This is a genomic window from Priestia sp. GS2 (assembly GCF_036409025.1).
Lineage (GTDB): Bacteria > Bacillota > Bacilli > Bacillales > Bacillaceae_H > Priestia > Priestia aryabhattai_A.
Genome location: NZ_JAZGJX010000001.1, coordinates 2,114,579 through 2,137,761, shown reverse-complemented (window position 1 = coordinate 2,137,761; position 23,183 = coordinate 2,114,579). Strand labels below are relative to the sequence as shown.

The following is a 23,183-nucleotide window of genomic DNA, read 5'->3' as shown; positions in this document are numbered from 1 at the left end:
ATGAAACCTTTTTTTATTAAAATAGTATGTTTGCTACGATAACAGCAATTGGAAGCGTAATAAGCGTGCGAAGAATGAAGATGATTACAAGATCCAAGAATTTGATTGGAATTTTTGAACCTAAGAGTAATCCACCAACTTCTGACATATAAATGAGCTGTGTGACAGAAACACAAGCAATAACAAAACGAGTCAATTCACTCTCAATACTCGATCCAATGACGGCGGGCAGGAACATGTCAGCAAATCCAACAACCATTGTTTGAGCAGCCTCTGCTGCTTCTGGTACTTGTAAGAGTGCAAGCAATGGTTCAAATGGTAAGCCAATCCATTTAAATACTGGCGTGTATTCTGCGATGATTAGTGCAGTTGTACCAATTGCCATTACGACAGGTACAACGCCCATCCACATATCAAGGATGTTTTGGATTCCGTCTTTAAAGAACGCTTTAACTCCTGTATTATTTTCTGCTCGATTCAACGCTTTTTTCATTCCCCACGAAAAGGACGTATGCTCTTTTGGAATAGTTTCGTCTGCCACGGTATGGTCTTTTGCATTTTCATGATACGTATCAGGTTTTCTTGATAACGGCGGGATACGCGGCATAATAATAGCTGAAACCAATCCAATAAGCAACACGGTTAAGTAATATGGGATAATATATGCTTCTAACTTTAAATAAGAAAGAATAACAATTGTAAACGTAATGGATACAACTGAAAATGTTGTACCAATTACCGCAGCTTCACGCTTTGTATAATAACCTTCTTCATACTGTTTACTTGTCAATAGTACACCAATTGTTCCATCACCTAACCATGATGCAAGACAGTCAATAGATGAACGTCCTGGTAACGTAAAAATTGGACGCATAAACTTTGTAAACAGAGCACCACATAGCTCTAGTAAACCGAAATTTAGCAGAAGAGGTAGTAAAAGGCCAGCAAATAAAAATACAGAGAATAATACGGGAATTAAATCATATAAAAGCGTCCCACCTGTGTTTTCTGACCAAACAGCCTCAGGTCCAATCTTAAAATAAGTTAAGATAACATATACAGCACCAACAAAGCGTGTAATAGTCCACACCCAACTAACAAGGAAAAGAGAGGATAGGAAAGAGCTGTTCTTTATAAAAGCCGGCTTGGTTAATTTAAATAAGATTGTAAAAGCTGCTGTTGCAACAACGATGATTGTCATGATTAATGGAAGCTGACTCTCAAGCATCGTTTGTACAGCATTTGCCAAAATAGCAATAGGAATAGTTAGTTCTCCCTTATAAGAAAACGGAACAATAAATAAGAAAATCCCTAGCAGAGAAGGGAGTAAGAATATCAATAAAGTTGATAAAGCAAACTTTTTTTCAGTAAGGGGTTGTTTCAATACTTTCACCTCATTATGCACATACATAGTTATTCAAAAGAAGTATGCTCAAATTTTGTATAAATTAGAGCAAGGTCTGGCTGTGTTTAAATGCATAAATCTATAAAATGATTGTATGTTTAAAACAGCAACGTTATAAAAATAACACACTTTATAGGAGAGTAAAAGTTATTAATTTAATTTAAATTTTCGGAATAAAAAGCATTTTTTAGAGCTAACTGTATGGGAGTGAAATACAAATAAGCAGCTTTGTTACGGCTGCTTATTCTTCATTAAATTCAATTGCAATCTGTTGGTTTACTTCTTGCTTTAAGAGTTTGATTTCTAACAATCCATTGCGGTACTTAGCTTTAATTTCATTTTCTACAAATTGAAAAGGAAGCTTAATCGTGCGCATGAATACTCCTGTATGCCGTTCATTAATCTTTAAATGCGGTTTTGCAACTTCATAGGAATAGGGAAGCTGTCCCTGAATGGTAAGGGTGTTGAGTTCTACTTTAATTTCTACATCTTTAGCTGATTGAAGACCAGGAAGCTCAGCCACAATAATTCCTTCTTTTTCAGTCTCATAAAGATCAATTGCTGGGAATTTTTTAGGTAGAAGTGTGGTAAAGTCGTTCCAAAAGTGGGTTCCTAACATCTCTTCAACTTTGTCATGCAGAGAACTCCAATCTAAATCATCAAAGTGTTTTGACATAATAGCTCCCTCCTCATTAACCATAATTGATTATTTATAAGACGCTGTGGGTTTGTTTTATATATATGAAGGAGAAGCTCTTTTTTTGACACGATTTTTTAATAGGTGTTCGTTCGTGGTAGTTATTAAGTAATAAAGTAAGATAGTTGAAGAAATCACCTTCTATGGTATATATTATAAAATAAAGAACATAGGTTCTTGTTTTGACGAAATAACAAAGTTTTAACTGGGATTAAATATTTAGACTTATGTTATTAAAAGCAGGATTATGAGAGTGTAAGAAAGTATAATTATTATATAGTGATTCTCAAGCAAACTTGAAGTGGAGGTATACGTATGAGAGAAAAACGAACGTCTAGTGGATTTCTATTAAAGCAGCGTGCTTTTTTAAAGTTATATATGATTACAATGACCGAGCAAGAGCGCTTATATGGACTCAGGCTTTTAGACGTCCTGCGTGACGAATTTCGACCGTTTGGTTTTAAACCCAATCATTCGGAAGTATATAAAGCTTTACATGATTTAATTGAAGATGGTGTATTAAAACAAGTCAAAAAGAAAAAAGAAGGAATGAAGCTGCAGGAAGTAGTATATTACAAGTTTGCAGCCGGTGGAGAGGAAAAAGCAAAACTATATAAAAAGCAGCTAAAAGTGGAACTAGAAAGATGTGAGGCAATGATTCAAAAAGCCATTCGGGATAACTTTAGCGTTGTTTCAAGAGGTATTCAATCGTGAATACCTCTTTTTAACTGAAAAAAAGTTATTTGTAAAGAGGGAATTTCGTCCAATTTCTACTAGTAAAAGTTATATTATGGGTCAATAGTAGTGAAAAAGATGGGTTTATAGGTATAAATTGGTTTAAATACACACTTTTAACATATATGGATAGATTATTTTTTAAAGACTATGTACTATTCATAAATAAAGATTGAATTGATATGATACAAGTTGTACATAAATTTAAAAACGAAAATGCCACGTTTTGAGAATCAAAATCCACGTATGAGGACCAAATAAGAGCATTTTAGAACTAAGGATGTACAAGATTTTATTGCATGAAGTGAATGATTTACATCGTACGAAAGGAATGGAGATTATGAAGTCTACAGGTATTGTAAGAAAAGTAGATGAATTGGGTCGCGTTGTAATTCCAATCGAATTGCGACGAATTCTAAACATTAATACAGGTGATCCAGTCGAAATATACGTAGATGAAGACATTATTATTCTACAGAAATACAGTCCATACGGTGCTTGTGCCGTAACTGGTGAAATTGCGAGTGATAACCTTACGTTTGCTAATGGGAATGTCGTGCTAAGTAAAAAGGGAGCGGAACGACTTCTAAACGAGCTTCAACGTACTTTAAACAAATAAAAAAGAACGTCATTTGACGTTCTTTTTTATTATGCAGTTTTTGAAGCTTGGCCTGATAAGATAAATCGTTTTTGAATCGTTTTAAGGCGATAACTTAATCCAATTGCACCTACTGCCAAACCGCTAATCAGTCCAATCCAATATCCAAAAGCTGCAAGCCCCGTATAGTTTGCCAATATATATCCTAGCGGTAAACCAATTACCCAATATGAAACCAGTGCCATAAAGAAGGTAATATTCACGTCTTTATATCCTCTAAGAGCCCCCTGAATCGGTGCTTGAATTGCATCGGACAATTGAAAAAAGACCGCATAAACTAAGAAATGAGTTGTTAAGGCTAATACTTTAGGATCTGTTGTATATAAAGCAGCTACACTTTCTTTGAAGAAAAATAAAAAGACTGCCCCTAAAAGAGCTAAGCAAACGGCAAGTAAAATACCGATACGACTGTACATCTTTGCATCTTCAAACCGCTTAGCACCTGCTTCAAACCCTACAACAATTGTTAAAGCCATTGAAATGCTGAGCGGAATCATATACAGAAACGATGCAAAGTTTATTGCTGCTTGGTGAGAAGCAATTGTCACCGTGTCATATGTGCTCATAAATAATGTAACGGCTGAGAAGATACTTGTTTCAAAAAAGATAGCAAAGCCAATTGGAATGCCAATCCCAAGTATTTCTTTAAACGAAGAAAAAGCTGGTTTATAAACTGTGCGAAACACCTGAAATGACTGAAAAGGATCTTTTCTTGTGATGATCCAAATTGCCACAGCCAAAATGCACCAATAAGTAATAGCCGTAGCATATCCAGCTCCAACGCCCCCAAGCTTAGGAAAACCGAGTTTCCCAAAAATCAACAGGTAATTTAACGTAACGTTAATAGGCAAGCCAAGAAGGGTAATAAACATCGATGTTCTTGTTTGGCCGAGTGCATCAATAAAGTTACGTAACACGGTATAAATAAATAGTGGGAAAATACCAATTGATAATGCAACTAAGTAATCTAGTGCAATCTGAGCCACGTCTGGGTCTAGGTTCATAGCGTTTAGAATGGGAGTTACGACAAAGAATCCAATGACAATAACAATAAAGGCCATGATGATTGAAACGTATAACCCTTGAATAACTGTAAACGCAACATTTTTCTTCTTATCAGCCCCAATTAGCTGAGCTACAATAGGAGTCACGGACATCAAAATACCGCTTAGTCCAGTGAATACAGGCATCCAGAGGCTTGATCCAATAGCAACTCCGGCTAAATCATCTGCCCCAACACGACCTGACATCATCGTATCAAAGAAGCTCATTGAAAACATTCCAAACTGCGTCATTAAAATAGGTAATAAAATAAATAAAAATTGCTTGGTCTTTTCCGTTTTAGAAAATGTTTGATTCATGTTTGTACTCCTATCCGTCAAGTTCACACGAGAAAAATTATACCACGATGAGGCTTGTTTTTGCGAAAGAATAGTTAATATATTACTATTAAATAAAAACAGGGAGGCGTTAACATGGATTTAAAGCTACAAGGTAAAAAGGTGCTTATAACAGGTGGGACGAAAGGGATTGGCCAAGCAATAGCCTTACTTTTTGCAGAAGAAGGAGCTGATGTTGCAGTTGCAGCTCGAAGTGAAAAGGACTTAGAACGATTAAGTGCGAGGTTTCCTAACATTCATACATATAAAATAGATGTAACGAACGAAGACGAGCGTATTCAATTGATGGAAAATGTCGTAAAGGACTTTCAAGGCATCGATATTCTAATTAACAATGCAGGAGGAAGCAATGGAGGAAAAACGCTAGAAACAGATTTATCATTATTTTATGAGGCGATGGAGCTTAATTATTTTTCTGCTGTTCATTTAAGCAAGCTTGCAGCAGAATACATGAAAAAGCAAAAAGCAGGCTCTATTGTAAACATTACTTCTATTTTTGGCCGAGAAAGTGGAGGGAAGGTAACATATAACAACGCAAAATCTGCTTTAATTAGCTTTACTAAGTCATTTGCAGATGAAGTGATTTCTTATGGTATTCGTGTTAACAGTATTGCGCCTGGGAGCATTCTGCACGAAACAGGTAATTGGAAAAAGCGATTAGAAGAAAACCCTGAAAAGATTAACCAGTTTGTACAAGATCAAATTCCAGCAGGTCGTTTTGGAACTGTAGAAGAAGTAGCTAACGCTGTCGTTTTTCTAGCATCTGAAAAAGCTTCGTGGGTTGTTGGCGCAAGCTTAAATGTGGATGGTGGGCAATCAAAAATGAATTTTTAATAGTAAAAGCTCGCATTCCAGCTTTGTAATCTGAGCGGGATGCGAGCTGTCTATTATTAACCGATATGCTTTTTATTAATAGAAGGTAGCTGAAAATCTTCATTAATTGCATCAGCAGTTAGTTGACCCGATAGAGTAACCATCGGAACGCCACCGCCAGGGTGAGTAGAGCCACCAACAAAGTATAAGTTTGAAAGGATTTGACTACGCGCAGGGATTTTAAAGCCACCATTCTTTTTACGATCAGTTGCTACTCCGTAAATAGAGCCTCCGTTTGCACCGTATAGCTGCTGGAGAGTGTTTGGCGTAAATCTTTCTTCAAATTCAATGCTATTGCGCAAGCCGTTAAGACCCATTGCTTCAAGTTTCGTAAGAACAACATCTCTGTATTGCTCTTCAATGGCGTTCCAGTCTTCACCTTCTTTTAGTGGAGGAACGTGTGTTAGAATGAATAAGTTTTCCTTTCCGTCAGGTGCTTGTGTTGGATCAGATTTAGATGAAACACCAATGTAAATAGTTGGATCGGAAGCAATTTCACCTTCATTAAAAATAGTATCAAATTCTTGCTTTTGATCTTTTGAGAAAAAGAAGTTATGGTGAGCAAGCTGCTCGTATTTTTTGTTAACCCCTAATAACAAAACTAATCCTGAGACAGTTGGTTCATACTTAGCAAGCTGTTCTGTATGTTGCTTTGCTTGTGGGTGATTTTTCAGTAATGTTTTATAAGTTGGTATTACTTCTAAGTTAGAAACAACTAAATCTGCAGCTAAGCTTTCTCCGTTTTTCAAAACGACACCTGATGCTTTTGAACCTTCAGTTGTAATTCTCTCAACTGGCGTATTTAGCTTGATTTCTACGCCTAATTCATCTAATAGTTTACCAATTCCTTCAGCAATCTTATACATCCCGCCTTGAACATAATAAATGCCAAGGCCTAGCTGTACATGAGCCAACTGCGTTAAGACAGCAGGTGCATGATAAGGAGAAGAGCCGATGTACATAATTAAAAAATTAAAGAGCTGGCGTAAGTGTTTGCTTGAGAAATATTTACGCGTAGTTGCATCCATCGATTTCATCGGATCCATCTGCAGCAACTCTTTGACAGTATGCATAGAACGTAAGTCGTTTAGGCCCGTTAAGCTTTTTTTATAAAAACTTTTCAAGTTTGATTCATACATTTTATGTGCATAGGATAGGTAGTCAAAAAAGCCGTTTACATCTTCTGGTGCACACTTTTGAATTTCTGTAATCATTTTTGGTAAATCGCTTGTTAAGTCGATTTGAGTTCCATCCGTAAAAAATGTGCGCCATTGAGGTTCTACACGCTTGATACTCATGTAGTCATGCACGTTTTTCCCTGCACTTTCAAAAAGTTGTTCTAACACCCAAGGCATTGTAAGGATAGAGGGACCCGTATCAAATGAGAAGCCTTTCCCACTACGCATGTTTAACTTCCCGCCGATACGCTCTCCTTGTTCTAAAACGGTTACCTTATAGCCGTCAGAAGCAAGACGAACTGCTGCTGATAGACCACCTAAGCCTGATCCAACGATAATTACTTTTTTATTCACTATAATTCCTCCTTATAAACTAACGAGTAGTTGGTAAGCATAATAATAAAAATTACCATGCATATTTTTAGAAAAAGAGTTTTTCATAACTGTTTGTTTTGCCTAATTTTTGTAAAAATATACATTCATAAGGAGAAAAATAATGTCATTTATAGTGGTCATGCTACTTCTTACTTCACTCTTAATTACTCGCATTCCAACGTTTCACCATGTGCGCTTTCAAAAGCCGTCTTCTATAGAAACAAGGAAAGTTTCCGTTATTATTCCAGCTCGTAATGAAGAGCATAATATCAAAAAGCTTTTAAGCACGCTTAATGATAACCGTTCCAACTTGTATGAGATTATTGTTGTTGATGATGGATCTACAGACCAGACTGCTCATATAGCTGCAGAGATGGGAGCAACTGTTTTGAAGCCAAAAAAGCTACCAAAAGGATGGTTAGGAAAATCTTGGGCATGCTGGAATGGTGCAAAAAAGGCAAATGGCTCTATCTTATTGTTTTTAGACGCGGATACGTGGGTAGAAAAAGGTGGAATTAAACGAATTCATGATGTGTTTGAATTGAAGAAAGGTTTTTTATCTATCCATCCGTATCATGGCGTTAAGAAGCCTTATGAATCATTATCTGCCTTTTTTCATTATATTGTTTTTGCTTCGGTAGGGGGCTTTCACCTATTTAATCAAAATGGAACAGCATCAGGTGGATTTGGTCAGTGTTTGGTTTGTGAAAAAAGCGAGTATTTTCGCTATGGGGGTCACCAAGCAATTTGCGGAGAGGTAGTTGAAAATATGGCTTTTGCTAACTACGTTCGTGAACAGCAAGGGGAAGTTTACTGCATGGGTGGTAGAGGTGCAGTCAGCATGAGAATGTACCCTAACGGAATTAGTGAACTCATAAAAGGATGGAGCAAAAGTTTTGTATCGGGAGCTGGAAAAACAGAACCGATTTATTTGTTTCTTGTAAGTTTATGGCTTACCGGTATGATTCACTATGTGTTTTCTCTGCCGCTTCTTATACAACAATACCCGATATTGGCTGGAACTAGCTATGTATTAATGGGAATTATGTTATTCAGTAAACTGCGGCATATCGGAGCGTTTTCTTATGTAACGAGTTTTCTTTTTCCTATTCACCTCTTCTTTTTTTTAATCGTGTTTGCATGTTCACTGTTACAAACAACAGTGCTGAGAAAAGTTACGTGGAAAGGGAGAAAGATTCAAGTTGATCATGCAAAAAAGAGGTTTTTTAAATGATGAACGTTAGCCCTGTCTTTATTACATGTATAAACATTAGCGCATGGCTTTTTTTTCATATGGCTGCCTCCTACGTTTGTGGAATCATTCCCATAACATTTTTTGAGAAAGATTACCTCATCTTTAAACGAATGAAGTGGGAGACAGATGATAAATACAAAAAGGTTTGGATTCATAAGTGGAAAATTCTTTTACCGGATGCAGGTAAGGTAATGAAGCATGGTTTCTATAAAAAAACTTGGGAGTCTCGTTCTGCTGAGTATACGGTTCGGTTTTTAATGGAAACAAAAAGGGCAGAGCTTACTCACTGGATGAGCATCTGTCCAGCATTTCTCTTCTTTCTTTGGAATTCACCTTCTGTAGGTTGGGTGATGGTATGTTATGCTTGCGTTGTTAATATACCATTCATTATTATTCAACGTTATAACCGTATTCGTATTGCACGCATTTCGCAGCGTCTTCTTACTTCAGAATAAAAGTAGTACGTGTCGACTTTTTATTATTGATATTCATATGTATAAAGGAATAGCTAAGAAAAAATTTTTATTGTTTTATTTGCATTTTATGTGGGTAAAGAAGACGGAAACAATATCACTTGGTCTCTCTTCTTTATCAACTTTTCTTTGAGATCAATTACGAGGCAGTATAGTGAATTAGCGTTAGAATAATTAGTAATGTAATTGCGATAGAGAGTTTTTTCTTTAAAGAAAAAAAAGGAAGGGCCTAAGAAATACAATTCATTGTGTTCAACGTATCGTCGCCGTGTTAAATCGGCAAACTTAACATAATAGTAGTAAAATGCTTAATCAAAAAATAAATTAAGCAAAGGAATAAATTTATTTTTAAGTAGATGTTTGTACAGGCTGGGCATATAAATAGAAAAAGCAATGAACTAGTTATTTTTTCTTGTTTTCAATAAAATATACAACAAGAGTGTTGACAATTTTTTATAAAGAGTTAAAATGTGAAAGAACAGTTTAGCTCTCTTACAGTTTTTGTAAGGGAGATTTCTTTTTACGAATTTAGACTAACATTCATCCAGGTTTACGTCTAAAATAAATGAGCTCAAATTTCGAATAGATATAGAGGTGGGAATATGAAACAGCTCATGACAAACGGAAAAAACATTTTTGTTAAGCAATTGCCGCTGTTTTTAGTTGCGGTGTTGTTATTTTGGATTAAAACTTATGCCGTTTACCAAATTGAATTTAATTTAAGTCTTGAGAATTTTATCCAAAAGTTTTTACTATTTATGAACCCACTCGGTTCAGCAATTATCTTTTTTGCTTTTGCCTTACTATTTAAAGGGAGAGGAAAGGTACGAGCATTATTAGGTATTAACTTCTTATTATCATTTATTTTGTATGCAAACGTTGTGTATTATCGATTCTTTAATGATTTCATTACAGTACCTGTTTTGACTCAATCGAATAACTTTGGTCAATTAGGTGGAAGTGCAATGGCTTTAATTCAGCCAACAGATATTCTGTATTTCATTGACTTCTTTGTTTTAATTGCACTTGTAATGTGGAAGAAGTTTGATTTACCTACAACAATTAGTAAACGTACTGTAACAAGCGTATTTTTAGTCGGAGTTCTAGTTGTAAGTGCAAATATTGCTATTGCAGAAACAGATCGTCCACAGCTTTTAACACGTACGTTTGACCGTAACTATTTAGTTAAATATTTAGGTGCATATAACTATACAGTTTATGACATTATTCAAAGCTCGAAATCGTCAGCGCAAAGAGCTCTAGCTGACAGCAGTGACGTAACAGAGGTTGAAAACTATGCAAAGGCAACTTATGCTGAGCCAAATGAAAAATACTTTGGTAAAGCTAAAGATATGAACGTAATTTATATCTCACTTGAATCATTACAAACATTTATGATGGGATATGAATTAAACGGTGAAGAAGTTACGCCGTTTATGAACTCACTTAGAAATGATAAAAACACGCTTTATTTTGATAACGTGTTCCATCAAACAGGTCAAGGTAAAACATCGGATGCGGAGTTTATGGTAGAAAACTCAATATTCCCATTACCTCAAGGTTCTGTTTTTACAACAAAAGCAAATAACACGTACCAAGCTGGATCAGCCATTTTAGGCCAAAACGGCTATACAAATGCAGTATTCCATGGTAATGGTAAGACATTCTGGAACCGTGATGAAATGTACAAGTCATTTGGTGTCGATAAATTCTTCGACTCAGCATATTACGATATGAATGAGGAAGATACGCTAAACTATGGTTTAGAAGATAAGCCATTCTTTAAAGGTTCTATGCCTTATCTAAAAGAATTAAAACAGCCATTTAGCGCAAAGTTTATTACGCTATCTAACCATTTCCCTTATCCATTAGATGAGGAAGATCAAACAATTGAGCCGCATACTACAGGCGATAAATCAGTTGACCAATACTTCCAAACGTCTCGCTATTTGGATGAGGCATTAAAGCAGTTCTTTGATGATTTAAAAGCTTCTGGTCTATACGATAACACGATGGTTGTTATGTATGGTGACCACTATGGTATTTCTGAAAATCATAAGCGAGCAATGTCTGAAGTACTTGGAAAAGATGTAGGTGACTTTGAACAAGCGCAATTACAGCGTGTACCACTGTTTATTCATGCTCCTGGTTTAGAAGGTGGCGTGAAGCATACGTATGGTGGTCAAGTTGATATTCGCCCAACAGTTATGCATCTACTAGGTATTGATACGAAAGACTATATTGACTTTGGTACAGACTTGCTTTCAAAAGATCATCAGGAAATTGTTCCGTTCAGAAACGGTGACTTTGTAACACCTGAGATTACAAAAGTAGACCAAAAAGTATTCAATAATGAAACTGGTGAGCAATTGCCAGAAGAAGAAGCAAAAAAATATGATAAATACGATGAACTGGTAAAACAAAAGCTTGAGTTGTCCGATAAGCTTGTGTACGGTGACTTATTACGTTTCCATACTCCAGAAGGCTTTAAACCAGTAGATCGTTCTCAGTACGATTACAATAAGCGTGACTAAGAAGAAAGCGAAGGCAAAACATGCCTTCGCTTTTTTATATGAATTGAAACTTATTTACGTTTCGTTCGTATATAACGTATAAAGGTAATTTATTTTAGAACTGGAAGTTAAATGGTATAATATTCTTACCTTACTAAATGAAATAAAACGATGTTAAACATAAATAGAGAACATAAGGAGTGAGCGGACGTGAAAGTAATGACATTCTTAAAACGATTGTTTATCGTATGGACTGTTGGTACAGCTACGATTCCAATTAGTTATTTAGGGTTTAATGTAGGGGTAGGTGACAGCATTTTATTAAGCTTTGGCACTGCTGCACTAACAGGAATATTCTTTATCTTTAAAAGCGTTAGAGTTGCATATAAAGACCCGTATAGGGAAGAGCTTGCCTATATCAAGCATCAGGTAAAGGAAGCGCGTAAACAATTAAAAGTTATTAGTAGTTCTCGCTTTAAGCTAAAATCAATTCACATGTGGACAGAGCTTTCTAAGCTATACAGAGTAGGAAAGAGCATGGTTGATATGGTTGAAAAAGAGCCTGAGCGTTATAAGAGTGTTCAGCCATTTTTTACAAATTACCTGCAAGCAACGGTGACGGTTATTGAACGCTACGTATTTTTATTATCTAAACCTACTAAAAGTATTGATGTAAAAGAAAGTATTCATGAAGCTGAAAATGTGATACATGAACTCTCAGCACAGTACGATCAGCTTTTAAATTCTGCTCTTTCTCAAGATGTACTAAGTTTAGATGTAGAAATGAAGGTTTTAAAGCAACATTTTCAAAATGAAGAGGAATATGCGCCAATAAATCGAATGAAGTAAGGATGGGGTTTATATGAAAGAATTGGAAAAAAACCAATCGCTAGATGAACTTTTAAACGATCCGTTTGCATCACCCACTTTGGCTACACAGGCTGATCAACCGGTAGCTAAGCAGCTTTCAACGTACAATAGTTTAGCGCCTGAATATCAGGAAAAAGCACAAAAGATTGCTGAGCAAATTGACTATAAAAACCAGCAGGCTATTCTTCAGTATGGCGTAGCTGCACAGTCTGAGCTTTCCCAGTTCTCACAGTCTGTTTTACAGCATGTGCAAACGAAGGATACAGGTCCTGTGGGAGATGTAATAGCTGATCTAATGTCTAAGATACGTCAGGTTAATCCAGATGATTTTACAACGAAGAAAAAAGGGTTTATCGGGAGAGTATTTTCTGGATTGTCAAAGCCAATTCAAAATTTATTAACTAAATATCAAAGTATTAACGTTGAAATTGATAAAATTGCAGACAAATTAGAGCGCTCTAAGCAAATGCTTTATCGTGATATTACGATGTTGGATAGCTTGTACGATAAAAATAAGCAGTTTTATGATGCGTTAAATATTTATATTGGAGCTGCAGAGTACCGCCTGGAGTCACTTCGAAACGAGGCACTTCCTGCACTTCAACAAGAAGCAAAAGCGAAGAATGACTACTTAATGGCTCAGGAAGTAAATGATTTGAGCCAATTTATTAATCGCTTAGAAAAGCGGGTTCATGATCTGAAGCTAAGTAGACAGATTGCCGTTCAAAGCGCACCACAAATTCGTTTGATTCAAGAAGTAAATCAAACGCTTGTAGAAAAAATTCAAAGCTCTATCTTGACAGCAATTCCCCTCTGGAAAAATCAAGTGGTGATTGCTACTACGTTGTTGCGACAAAAAGCCGCAATGGAAGCTCAAAAGCAAGTATCTAAAACAACAAACGATTTATTAACGCGTAATTCAGAAATGTTAAAGCAAAATACAATTGAAGTGGCAAAAGAAAACGAGCGAGGAATCGTGAATATTGAAACGCTTAGACAAACACAATCAGATTTAATTACTACGCTTGAAGAAGTATTGAAAATTCAAGAGGAAGGCCGCACGAAGCGAACAGAAGCAGAAGCGGAGCTTTATCAGATGGAATCAGACTTGAAAACCAAGTTAATGAATTTAAAATAGATGGAAAAAGCCGAACAAAACTGTTCGGCTTTTTCCTTTATAAATTCTCGATTGAGCGAGTCATTTCTAAAAAGGCATTAACATTTTCTGTTTCAACCGGAGTAAAAATGGTAAGTCGCATAGCCGGACGTTTGTCAGATTCTTTCACTAAGTACGAAGTAGTACGATCCTTGTCGTTGCTGGCTGAATATACACTGCGAAATGAAAGATCCTCATTATAGGATGTGACAGAGTTTTTTTGAACATCAGCAGATACAGCTTCTAATCCTTTTATGGCTTCTTGCTCTATCTTATCCCAGTCCACGTTATTAGGGAGAACTTCAATACGCATCCACAAAGCATCATTAGCATCGTAGTAGATGACATCTTTTCGAGGTTCTTCTTCTGTAAACGTATATCCTTCTAGGACATATAAAGAATACTTTTGATTTTCACTAGTTTTTAAAAATCCCATTTTCTCCTCTTGCATACCTTCGTTTTCATACGTCAGCATTTGCTCAGGAAGTCGAATGGTTTGTTCATCAGATGAAGTATCTGAGGATTCTTTGGGTGATCTCTCTTTTGGAACTTGATCACTTGTGCTCAGAGAAGAGTCATCAGACTTAGAGTTTTCTTGTGCTGTTCCACAGGCTGTCAGCATAAACGCTGTCAAAAGAATTAACAGATATTTTTGCACGCTACCTCTCCTTTAACTGAATGCTATTAATCATATCGAACAATTGTTGTTCATCAGGTGAATTTCTTTTTACGTTGGTTGTAATAATGAGTATTTGTGCTCTACTAGGAACCTTTACGATATATAAGGATGCTTTTTCTTGATGAGTATAGGCTTCAAAAGCAGTAATGAGTGGCTTCTTAATGTGGTGCTGGTCGGCAATCATTTTAGCTTTTCCAAATTGTTCTTCAAAAGTAGATGTAGCTGAATTGACCGATGTAAGCGTATTTGTTGTATCGACTTTTAAGACTTGAATTCTCATCCACGTATGAGGGGATTGAGTCGAGAAAATGATGTCTTTTCCCTCTTCTTCTTTTTGTAATTCATAGTTAGGTAATACCTCTATTGAAAAACCTTGATGACTGGATGCATTCTCCCTTACGTTTTCTTGCTCATGTGCTAAAGGGGATATATTTGTTTTTATTTGAAGGGCACTAAGCGTAAAGATAAACAGAGCTACTATTACTATTCGATAGGTCATACACAGTCTCCTTTATCTGAAGTGAAATTATCAAAACCAATCTTAAATGCTCATGACATTCGATTTCTTACATTTTTCCCCATTCCATTAAAAGTAAACGCATTACCTGCGTTTTTATCGATTTGTTTTCATGTATTTGGGAGAACCTAAAAGAACATTCTAAACAGAAAGAGAGTGGATATTGAGTGAACGAAAAGCCGAAACAAGAGGAGTCGTTAGAACATTCATACGTGTGCAGTGAATCATTCTTTGACAATGACTTACGAGCCATTGTCATATCACAGCTAGAGCAAGATCAAATAGAGAAACAAGAAAGAAGGTAAGCGTATGAAAAAAAGTCTTTTGTTTCTTTGCGTATTTCTCTTTTTCGCCGGTGCATCGAACGGACAAGCAGCAAAAAAAAGTCGCTTTTACTATGAGAAAAAAGGTGATATTGTTTGGGAAGTTCCAACAAGTGAAGAAAAGATTATCGCATTAACGTTTGATGATGGGCCAGATCCGACATATACGCCGCTTATTCTAGATTTACTAAAGGAATACAATGCAAAAGCTACATTTTTTGTTGTAGGTGACCGAGTTACTCAATATCCTACAATTGCAAAAAGAGAGATTAAAGAAGGGCATGAACTCGCAAATCATACGTATAGTCATCTAGAAGTTCGCGGTCAAGATACTGCAAAAATAGAAGGAGAGATCGAAAAGGCTGATGAAAGAATTCAGCAGGTAACAGGTATTAAACCTTATCTCTTTAGGCCTCCTACTGGTTACTATGACGATAAAGTGGTGAAAGCAGCTAAAAACCAACAATATACGGTTGTATTATGGTCGTGGCATCAAGACACGTTTGATTGGAGAAATCCTGGTGTAGACAGAATTGTTCATCAAGTATTGAAAAATGCAAGCTCTGGAGATATTGTTTTGTTTCACGATACAGGTGGAAATCGTACGCAAACAGTTCAAGCACTAAAACAAATACTGCCTGAGTTAAAAGAAAAAGGATATCGTTTTGTTACAATTTCAGAGCTTTTAAAGCATCATCCAAACTATGAATCCCTTTATTTAATGCAAAAGGAAAACACAAACAAAGGCACTCCTTTAAAATAGGAGGTGCCTTTGTTTGTTTAAAGTGTAGATACTTCCTCTTCAGAAGGGTTCTTTTTCTTTTGAAAATATTCTGTAACGCGCTCGCGTTTCTTTTTAGATACAAGAACATATAGAGTATCCCCAGAGAAGATCTTAGTATTTCCGCGAGGTGTAATTAGCTTTTCTTCACGTATAACAGCTGTAATTAAAATGTCTTCCGGTAAGGGAATTTCTTCAAGTGATTTTCCGGAAATTGCAGCATCTGGCACTAGCTTCAGCTCAATCATCTCATTATTAGTTTTTCCCATAGAAACAAGTTCTAAGCTGTGTGGGACTACTTCTTTTTCACCATCTGAAAAATTCAAGTAATTAGCAAGCGGAGAAATTGTTGCTCCTTGCAATAACGCAGAAGTAAGAACAACGAAGAATACCACGTTAAAGATAAGCGCACTGTTTTCAAGACCAGCCATCATTGGGTATGTAGCTAAAACAATGGGAACAGCTCCCTTTAACCCTCCCCACGAAATGAATAGCTGCTCTTTCAGTGTATATTTGCTAAAGAGCATGCTGATGAAAACACCTAATGGTCGAGCAACGAGCATTAATAAAAACGACAGTAAAATACCTTGCCATGTAACCTGGATAAGTTCTTTAGGAAAGACGAGTAGTCCTAAAATAATGAACATAAGAATCTGCATCATCCAGGCAAATCCTTCATTAAATCGTACAATAGCATGACGATACGTTAAATGGGAATTTCCGATAATAACAGCCATTATGTAAACAGCTAGCAAGCCACTCGCTCCAATAAAAGCAGTGACACCATATGTTAAAGCTGCTAAAGCAAGAGATAATACTGGATAAAGGCCGGACGAGTCTAAATTAATGCGATTAATAATCCATACAGAAGCTTTTCCTAGCACTAGTCCCATTATTAATCCCATTCCCATTTGCCAGAAAAAATCGAGGAAAAGAGTAAAGATAGGTGATTCAGGTACTTGGATTAGTTCAATAATTGAAACAGTTAAGAAAATCGCCATTGGATCATTAGAACCTGACTCTGCTTCTAAAGTTGACGTGAGCTTTTGACGAATGTTTTTGGATCCTAAAACGGAAAAAACGGCTGCTGCATCAGTAGAGCCAACAATTGCTCCAAATAATAAGCCCTCTAGCCAAGTAACATCCAAAATATACTTTGCTAACACACCGGTTACAACAGTTGTAATTAAAACCCCTAATGTAGCAAGAGAAATAGAAGGGCGAGCAACGCTTTTGACGTCAGTCCACTTCGTTTGAATACCACCATCAAATAGAATGATAATGAGAGCAATTATTCCGACACCTTGTGCTAAAAGAGCGTTGTCAAAGTAGACGTAATGACTGAGTATCATACCTACAATAATAAACAGTACGAGGGAAGGTAGACCTAAACGAGAAGAGAATTTTGCTGTTAGGACTCCCGTAACTAGAAGAATGGATAAAAGGAAAATTAAATTGTCAATCGTAAAACTCAATGATTGTTCACCTCTTTTTCATAATTAAGTTGAATTTACTTTTGAATGGGTAACAGATAAAAAGCTGTTAGCAAACGTCAAGTTCATTATGTTCCTCCTTATAATAACCAAATCTACAGCAAAAAAGCTGTATCAATAAAAGTATACCATAATCGTCAGAATAGAAGGGATTATTATGCTTCAGCATGTTTTAATTAAAAAAGAACCCGGTTCTATAACCGAGTTCTCTTATTTTTATTTCAGATCTTGCTGATAATAAAGCTCAGGTGCTTTAAATGATTGTCCTCTTTGAGCTTTTGGTCCTTTATGATCTGGTCGAGCGCGATCATACACGGCAGTTCCTACAATTTCAGCAACATCTTGAAGTTTTTCTTTACTGATTTTGTCAATGCTATCTTCTGGAGTATGGTACCATGGCTCAGCTGGATCGTGAATAAATAGTGCAGCAGGGATGCCCGCTTCTGCGAACGGCACATGGTCACTGCGTCCACCTTCTGAATATGGAGTAGCAGCACCATTTAGACGTAGGCTTGAGGCTTGAGCTAATTTTGTTACGAAGTTAGCTTTTCCATCTGCTGTTTTCAATACTAAGTCACCAGCATCGCGACTACCAACCATATCTAAGTTAAACATACCAACGATACGATCTTTCTCATCGTGAGATAAACCATCCACGTACTCTTGAGAACCAATTAAGCCAAGTTCTTCAGCTCCAAATGTTACAAAGCGTAGCTCTGTATCTGTTGGTAGAGACTTTAATACGCGAGCTAATTCAATAACCATTGCTGTTCCAGATGCGTCGTCGTTTGCACCAGGCGCACCCTCAACTGAGTCATGGTGAGCCCCAATTACGATAATATCATCCGTGTTACGTTTCTTTTCAGTTGGTGATTTTGTTGCGGTTACGTTATATGAAATACGTTCGCTAACTTCAGCACCTTCAATATTTACAGTAGCCGTTAGAGTGCCTGCTTTTACTTTTTCAAGAAGCTGTTCACCCTCTGCTTTTGATAAAGCTACAGCTGGCACATAACTATCATTAGCTCCACCAAGCGTTCCGTTTAACTCACCATCAGCATTATTATAAATAATTACGGCTTTAGCTCCCTTTTCGGCTGCATTTAACACTTTTTCACCAAAGCTAATAGAACCACGTTGAATCAGTGCAACTTTACCTGTTAAGTCTTGAGTCGCTAACTCTTCTTTTGTTGCAAGACCAGCATAAACAACTTCAGCGCTGACATTACCGTTTACGCTGTATGTGAAAGAGCTAGGAGAATAGCTTGTCCCATCTGCTGAAAGTTCAACTTTAGATGCTTCAGTATAACCAACGAATGTAAATGGCTCGACGTTTGCTTTATAACCAAATGACTTTAATTTTTTCTGGATATACCAAGCTGCTTTATGCTCAGCCGCAGTTCCAGCTACACGAGGCGTTTTTGCTAAATACTCAATATCATTGTAGATGTTATCTACATTGATTTTGTTGAGAACCTTTTTATCTACCGCATTGTAAGCTTGACTCGATGAAGACTGAGCGACAGGAGCAGCTGCAGTATATGTACTAGATATTGAAAGGGCTAAGCTTGTTGCTAAAGCAACGGAAACAATTGTCTTTTTTGTTTTTTTCATTGTGTTCCTCCTTTGGGAAATTATAGATACAACTTAAAATTTATAATATTCATAAAAATAAAAAAAGGGCAAATATTCCTATTTAGTATGGGTGTTTTAGGGAAAATGCTATTTTTTTATGTCTAAAATTATAAAATTGACAAGAGGTTGTAAAAGAAAAGTAATCAAACCGTTATCGAATTCTTATTGATAAAGTTTCATGGACATGATGTAATAAAAGAAATAAGTGAAGCAGGAAGGGTAAAAGAATGAGAGATGCATATCAAAAGATTATATTGCCATATACGCCTGAGAATCTAAGAATGTTATTGTTACAAGTTTGTGATGATGAAAATATGTTTTCGCATCAAGAGCTCGCTTATTGGTGTGACAAATTTACGTTACATTACTATGAATACGATGCAGATGAAAAGCAGTGGATGAGTGATATGCAACAGCCTGATGCACGCCAAGACTTGGCGAGATCGTATGCTATCGCAAAAGATATTGGTTGGCAGTGGTATTATTACATGTCAAGAGGTACAACATTATCTGATATACAATATACGGATTTACACTACTTAGAGCTCCCAAAGCATTTATTTGTTAGGTGGCTAAATGAATTGTATGAAATGTAAATACATATGCAAAAACACCCCTTAATCAAGGGGTGTTTTTTTATGTTGAACCTTTAATGATAATAAATATGAACAATGACAAACAATTAAAGTGAAAAAATAGTAAAAAAAACGAAAACCGAGTTGACTTATTGGAATTGTTATAATATAAATAAAGGAGACTTATATTTGGAAAGTATTGTAGGAGGAATTATTTTGACTTCATTATTAGTTATTCTTAACATCATTATCATGCTGGCATTAATCGCTGGTTTATATATGATGCAAAAAAAATACGTTTCATTTTCAAAGCGTGTATTCACAGCTTTAGGACTTGGAATTGTATTTGGATTTGCTCTTCAATTTGTATATGGACCAACATCAGAAGTGACAGCTCAAACATCAGATTGGTTTAGTATTGTTGGTAGTGGTTATGTTAAATTTTTACAGATGATTGTTATGCCACTTGTGTTTGTTTCAATTGTGGCGGCGTTCACTCGTTTAAAATTAACGAGTAACATTGGGAAAATCAGTGGTCTAATTATTGGAATTTTAGTTGGAACAACAGCCATTGCAGCAGCAATTGGGATTGTGACAACAACAGGATTTAATTTAGAAGCTGTACAGATTGAACAAGGTGCAGCTGAAACTGAGCGTGGAGCAGCATTAGAAGAGAACTTGTCGGGAATGCAAGCCCAAACAATTCCACAGCAAATCATTGAATTGTTGCCTGCAAATCCATTTTTAGATTTAACCGGAGCACGACCAACTTCAACAATCGCAGTAGTTATCTTTGCTGCATTTATTGGAATTGCTTATTTAGGCGTAAAGCGTAAAAAACCAGAAGAAGCGGCTCTCTTTTCAAAAATTATTGATATGATTTATGCAATTGTGATGCGCGTTGTTACATTAATATTGCGTTTAACGCCATATGGTGTATTAGCCATTATGACAAAGACAATTGCTACGAGTGATATTGATGCCATCGTCAAGCTTGGTAAATTTGTTATTGCGTCTTATGTAGCGTTAGCAGCAATGTTTGCAGTTCATTTACTTTTACTAACGCTTGTTGGTGTAAACCCGGTTACGTATGTAAAAAAAGCATTTCCAGTTTTAACATTTGCTTTCACATCGCGTACAAGTGCAGGTGCATTACCGTTAAATGTGAACACGCAAACAAGACAGCTTGGCGTTCCAGAAGGAATTGCAAACTTTGCAGGATCATTTGGTTTATCGATTGGTCAAAATGGTTGTGCGGGTATTTATCCAGCAATGTTAGCCGTTATGATTGCACCAACGGTAGGTATTAATCCTTTATCACCATCGTTCATCGCCACACTGATTGCCATCGTAGCTATTAGCTCGTTTGGAGTAGCAGGTGTAGGTGGAGGTGCAACATTCGCGGCACTTCTTGTTTTATCTGCACTAGACTTACCGGTTGCGTTAGCAGGATTGCTTATTTCAGTAGAACCTCTTATCGACATGGGACGTACAGCATTGAACGTAAGTGGAAGTATGACAGCAGGTGTTATAACTAGTAAAGTAACAAAAGAATTAGATACAACAGTTTATAATGATAAAACAATTTCGCCTGAAACGGCAGAAGCATAAAAAAGTTGGGACATAAGTATTTCAGCTAATGATTTATCCGAGTGATCGCGAGTTAACTACTTTCGATCACTCGGATATTTTTTGTTTAAAAACTTTTTAAATAGAATAGTTGAATGAAGTGTAGAGCACGAGACTTACGAGGAGAAGGAAAGCAAGCTGAAATCTCGTAGCAAGGAGACTGCATTTCCTTCCTGTGGAAAGCGAGTGTCCGCAGCGCAATGGAATGAACTTATTCTTACAACCTAGCGACTGTAGAAAAAGTCATGATTCTTTTTTGAAAGTAAATCATTTAGCTATGTATCACTCTCTTTTGTGTGAGAAGATTAAAATTTCTAAATAATATGACATATCAGTTGATTTTTTTGAAAAGGGTAGTGTAAACTAATTCTTGGTAACGCTTTCTAAAATTGAAGGAGGTATGGATTTGATGCAAAATATTGGAGCAAAACAAGTTGAGGTAAGTCCAAAACTGAAGCAATTTTTACAAGGTGTAAAGAAGCTATATATTAACGGCCAATGGGTGGAAGGGGCATCTGGAAAGACATTCGAAACAGTAAACCCTGCAACTGGTGAAAAGTTAGCAGATGTAGCTGAAGGGAATGCTGAAGATATTGATCGTGCTGTGTTAGCAGCTCGTGAAGCTTTTGACAATGGACCATGGACAAAAATGTCTGCGGCGGAAAGAAGTCGTTTAATTTATAAGCTTGCTGACCTCATGGAAGAACATAAACTTGAACTTGCTCAATTAGAAACGCTCGATAATGGGAAACCAATTCGTGAAACATCAAATGCAGATATTCCTTTAGCTATTGAACATTTTAGATACTATGCTGGTTGGGCAACGAAAATTGTTGGACAAACTATTCCTGTACAAGGTGCATACTTTAACTATACGCGTCATGAACCACTAGGAGTGGTTGGCCAAATTATCCCTTGGAATTTCCCGTTGCTTATGGCAGCATGGAAGCTGGGTGCTGCCTTAGCTAGCGGTTGTACAATTGTACTGAAACCAGCAGAACAAACGCCTTTATCAGCTCTTTATCTAGCGGGTCTTGCTGAGGAAGCAGGCTTTCCTAAAGGAGTGCTAAACGTCGTTCCGGGATTTGGTAAAACGGCAGGCGAACCGCTTGTAAACCACTTACAGGTAGATAAGATTGCCTTTACGGGATCAACAGCGGTCGGAAAGTCGATTATGAAGCAAGCGAGTGAAACCCTAAAGAAAGTAACGCTTGAGCTTGGAGGCAAATCTCCAAATATCATTTTACCTGATGCAGATTTATCAAAAGCTGTTCCGGGAGCGCTGGCAGGTGTAATGTTCAACCAAGGACAAGTTTGTTGTGCAGGAAGTCGATTATACGTACAAAAAAAATTATATGATAATGTGCTAGCAGACTTAGTGGCACAGTCTAAGGTAATTAAACAGGGTAATGGATTAATAGAAGATACGACAATGGGCCCGCTTGTGTCTGCACAGCAACAGAAGCGAGTCAAGTCATATATTGATAAAGGTGTAGAAGAAGGAGCGGAAGTATTAACAGGAGGTTCGCTTCCGTTTGAAAAAGGGTATTTTGTGGAGCCGACAATCTTTGCCGATGTTGATCATTCCATGACAATTGCACGAGAAGAAATTTTTGGTCCTGTTGTTGCAGCTATGCCATTTGATGATTTAGATGACTTAATTGCTAAGGCAAACGATACGGCATACGGATTAGCAGCGGGCGTGTGGACACAAGACTTGAAGAAAGCTCACCATATAGCTCACGGTATTAAAGCGGGAACAATCTGGGTTAACTGCTACAATGTATTTGATGCAGCTAGTCCGTTCGGTGGCTATAAACAGTCTGGGATTGGAAGAGAAATGGGTAGTTATGCGCTTGATAACTATACAGAAGTAAAAAGTGTATGGGTTAATATGGAATCTTAAAACAATTTCTGAAACAATAGCATATCTATTTGTGAAAAAGAGTAGTCTTTAGTGGAC

General features: G+C 36.7%; 21 protein-coding genes. 13 read left to right on the top strand and 8 right to left on the bottom strand.

Features of this window, described 5'->3' with window-relative positions:
- Positions 1-16: 16 nt before the first annotated feature.
- On the bottom strand, positions 17-1,393 hold the full coding sequence (locus V2145_RS11100; protein WP_397428355.1) for a YjiH family protein: 1,377 nt from the start codon (positions 1,391-1,393) through the stop codon (positions 17-19).
- 253 nt (positions 1,394-1,646) lie between these two features.
- A complete protein-coding gene (locus tag V2145_RS11095; protein WP_094909766.1) occupies positions 1,647-2,081 on the bottom strand; it encodes an Hsp20/alpha crystallin family protein in 435 nt (144 codons plus the stop codon).
- Positions 2,082-2,417: 336 nt separating this feature from the next.
- Here V2145_RS11095 and V2145_RS11090 point away from each other — a divergent pair, with 336 nt between their 5' ends.
- A complete protein-coding gene (locus V2145_RS11090) occupies positions 2,418-2,816 on the top strand; it encodes a helix-turn-helix transcriptional regulator (protein WP_094909767.1) in 399 nt (132 codons plus the stop codon).
- A 361-nt stretch (positions 2,817-3,177) separates the two neighbouring features.
- A complete protein-coding gene (locus V2145_RS11085) occupies positions 3,178-3,456 on the top strand; it encodes an AbrB/MazE/SpoVT family DNA-binding domain-containing protein (protein ID WP_165932513.1) in 279 nt (92 codons plus the stop codon).
- A gap of 29 nt (positions 3,457-3,485) precedes the next feature.
- Here V2145_RS11085 and V2145_RS11080 read toward each other — a convergent pair whose 3' ends face one another.
- The gene (locus V2145_RS11080; RefSeq protein ID WP_330987689.1) at positions 3,486-4,856 is read right to left on the bottom strand and encodes an MATE family efflux transporter; all 1,371 of its coding nucleotides are present in this window, start codon (positions 4,854-4,856) and stop codon (positions 3,486-3,488) included.
- A 114-nt stretch (positions 4,857-4,970) separates the two neighbouring features.
- Between V2145_RS11080 and V2145_RS11075 the strand changes: the two genes are divergently transcribed.
- Positions 4,971-5,729, top strand: coding sequence for an SDR family NAD(P)-dependent oxidoreductase (locus V2145_RS11075; RefSeq protein ID WP_094909770.1), 759 nt, complete (start codon positions 4,971-4,973; stop codon positions 5,727-5,729).
- Positions 5,730-5,785: 56 nt separating this feature from the next.
- Here the strand turns inward: V2145_RS11075 and V2145_RS11070 are convergent, their stop codons facing one another.
- Positions 5,786-7,300, bottom strand: coding sequence for a phytoene desaturase family protein (locus V2145_RS11070; protein ID WP_094909771.1), 1,515 nt, complete (start codon positions 7,298-7,300; stop codon positions 5,786-5,788).
- 142 nt (positions 7,301-7,442) lie between these two features.
- On the opposite strand from V2145_RS11070, the gene V2145_RS11065 reads away from it, so the two are divergent.
- The 5 genes from V2145_RS11065 (at position 7,443) to V2145_RS11045 (ending at position 13,570) form a co-directional block, all read left to right on the top strand.
- Positions 7,443-8,555 carry a glycosyltransferase gene (locus V2145_RS11065; RefSeq protein WP_131886879.1) on the top strand — a complete coding sequence of 371 codons (1,113 nt, stop codon included), beginning with the start codon at positions 7,443-7,445 and terminating at the stop codon, positions 8,553-8,555.
- A complete protein-coding gene (locus tag V2145_RS11060) occupies positions 8,552-9,031 on the top strand; it encodes a glycosyl-4,4'-diaponeurosporenoate acyltransferase (protein ID WP_311858437.1) in 480 nt (159 codons plus the stop codon). The genes V2145_RS11065 and V2145_RS11060 overlap by 4 nt, the downstream gene beginning before the upstream one ends.
- A gap of 620 nt (positions 9,032-9,651) precedes the next feature.
- Complete coding sequence (locus tag V2145_RS11055) at positions 9,652-11,583, top strand: LTA synthase family protein (protein WP_094909773.1); 1,932 nt, start codon at positions 9,652-9,654, stop codon at positions 11,581-11,583.
- Between the two features lie 198 nt (positions 11,584-11,781).
- Positions 11,782-12,411 (top strand): 5-bromo-4-chloroindolyl phosphate hydrolysis family protein, encoded by a 630-nt coding sequence (locus V2145_RS11050; protein ID WP_256993268.1) that lies wholly within the window; start codon positions 11,782-11,784, stop codon positions 12,409-12,411.
- A 13-nt stretch (positions 12,412-12,424) separates the two neighbouring features.
- Positions 12,425-13,570: a toxic anion resistance protein gene (locus V2145_RS11045; RefSeq protein ID WP_094909775.1), complete on the top strand. Its 1,146-nt coding sequence runs from the start codon at positions 12,425-12,427 to the stop codon at positions 13,568-13,570.
- Positions 13,571-13,607: 37 nt separating this feature from the next.
- On the opposite strand, the gene V2145_RS11040 is transcribed toward V2145_RS11045, so the two are convergent.
- Together V2145_RS11040 and V2145_RS11035 are read right to left on the bottom strand one after the other, a co-directional pair.
- On the bottom strand, positions 13,608-14,246 hold the full coding sequence (locus tag V2145_RS11040; RefSeq protein ID WP_094909776.1) for a hypothetical protein: 639 nt from the start codon (positions 14,244-14,246) through the stop codon (positions 13,608-13,610).
- Position 14,247: 1 nt separating this feature from the next.
- Positions 14,248-14,766: a hypothetical protein gene (locus V2145_RS11035; protein ID WP_094909777.1), complete on the bottom strand. Its 519-nt coding sequence runs from the start codon at positions 14,764-14,766 to the stop codon at positions 14,248-14,250.
- A 185-nt stretch (positions 14,767-14,951) separates the two neighbouring features.
- Here V2145_RS11035 and V2145_RS11030 point away from each other — a divergent pair, with 185 nt between their 5' ends.
- Complete coding sequence (locus tag V2145_RS11030; RefSeq protein WP_165932494.1) at positions 14,952-15,089, top strand: hypothetical protein; 138 nt, start codon at positions 14,952-14,954, stop codon at positions 15,087-15,089.
- Positions 15,090-15,093: 4 nt separating this feature from the next.
- Entirely contained in the window at positions 15,094-15,870 is a 777-nt protein-coding gene (locus V2145_RS11025) for a polysaccharide deacetylase family protein (RefSeq protein WP_094909778.1), read from the top strand.
- 17 nt (positions 15,871-15,887) lie between these two features.
- Here V2145_RS11025 and V2145_RS11020 read toward each other — a convergent pair whose 3' ends face one another.
- Positions 15,888-17,363 (bottom strand): potassium/proton antiporter, encoded by a 1,476-nt coding sequence (locus V2145_RS11020; RefSeq protein ID WP_094909779.1) that lies wholly within the window; start codon positions 17,361-17,363, stop codon positions 15,888-15,890.
- 234 nt (positions 17,364-17,597) lie between these two features.
- Positions 17,598-18,995 (bottom strand): M28 family peptidase, encoded by a 1,398-nt coding sequence (locus V2145_RS11015; protein ID WP_330987688.1) that lies wholly within the window; start codon positions 18,993-18,995, stop codon positions 17,598-17,600.
- Positions 18,996-19,243: 248 nt separating this feature from the next.
- Between V2145_RS11015 and V2145_RS11010 the strand changes: the two genes are divergently transcribed.
- The 3 genes from V2145_RS11010 (at position 19,244) to V2145_RS11000 (ending at position 23,126) form a co-directional block, all read left to right on the top strand.
- Positions 19,244-19,612, top strand: coding sequence for a hypothetical protein (locus V2145_RS11010; RefSeq protein ID WP_094909781.1), 369 nt, complete (start codon positions 19,244-19,246; stop codon positions 19,610-19,612).
- Positions 19,613-19,843: 231 nt separating this feature from the next.
- The gene (locus tag V2145_RS11005; RefSeq protein WP_179289191.1) at positions 19,844-21,202 is read left to right on the top strand and encodes an L-cystine transporter; all 1,359 of its coding nucleotides are present in this window, start codon (positions 19,844-19,846) and stop codon (positions 21,200-21,202) included.
- Between the two features lie 427 nt (positions 21,203-21,629).
- Entirely contained in the window at positions 21,630-23,126 is a 1,497-nt protein-coding gene (locus V2145_RS11000) for an aldehyde dehydrogenase family protein (RefSeq protein ID WP_330988137.1), read from the top strand.
- The last annotated feature ends 57 nt before the right edge of the window (positions 23,127-23,183 follow it).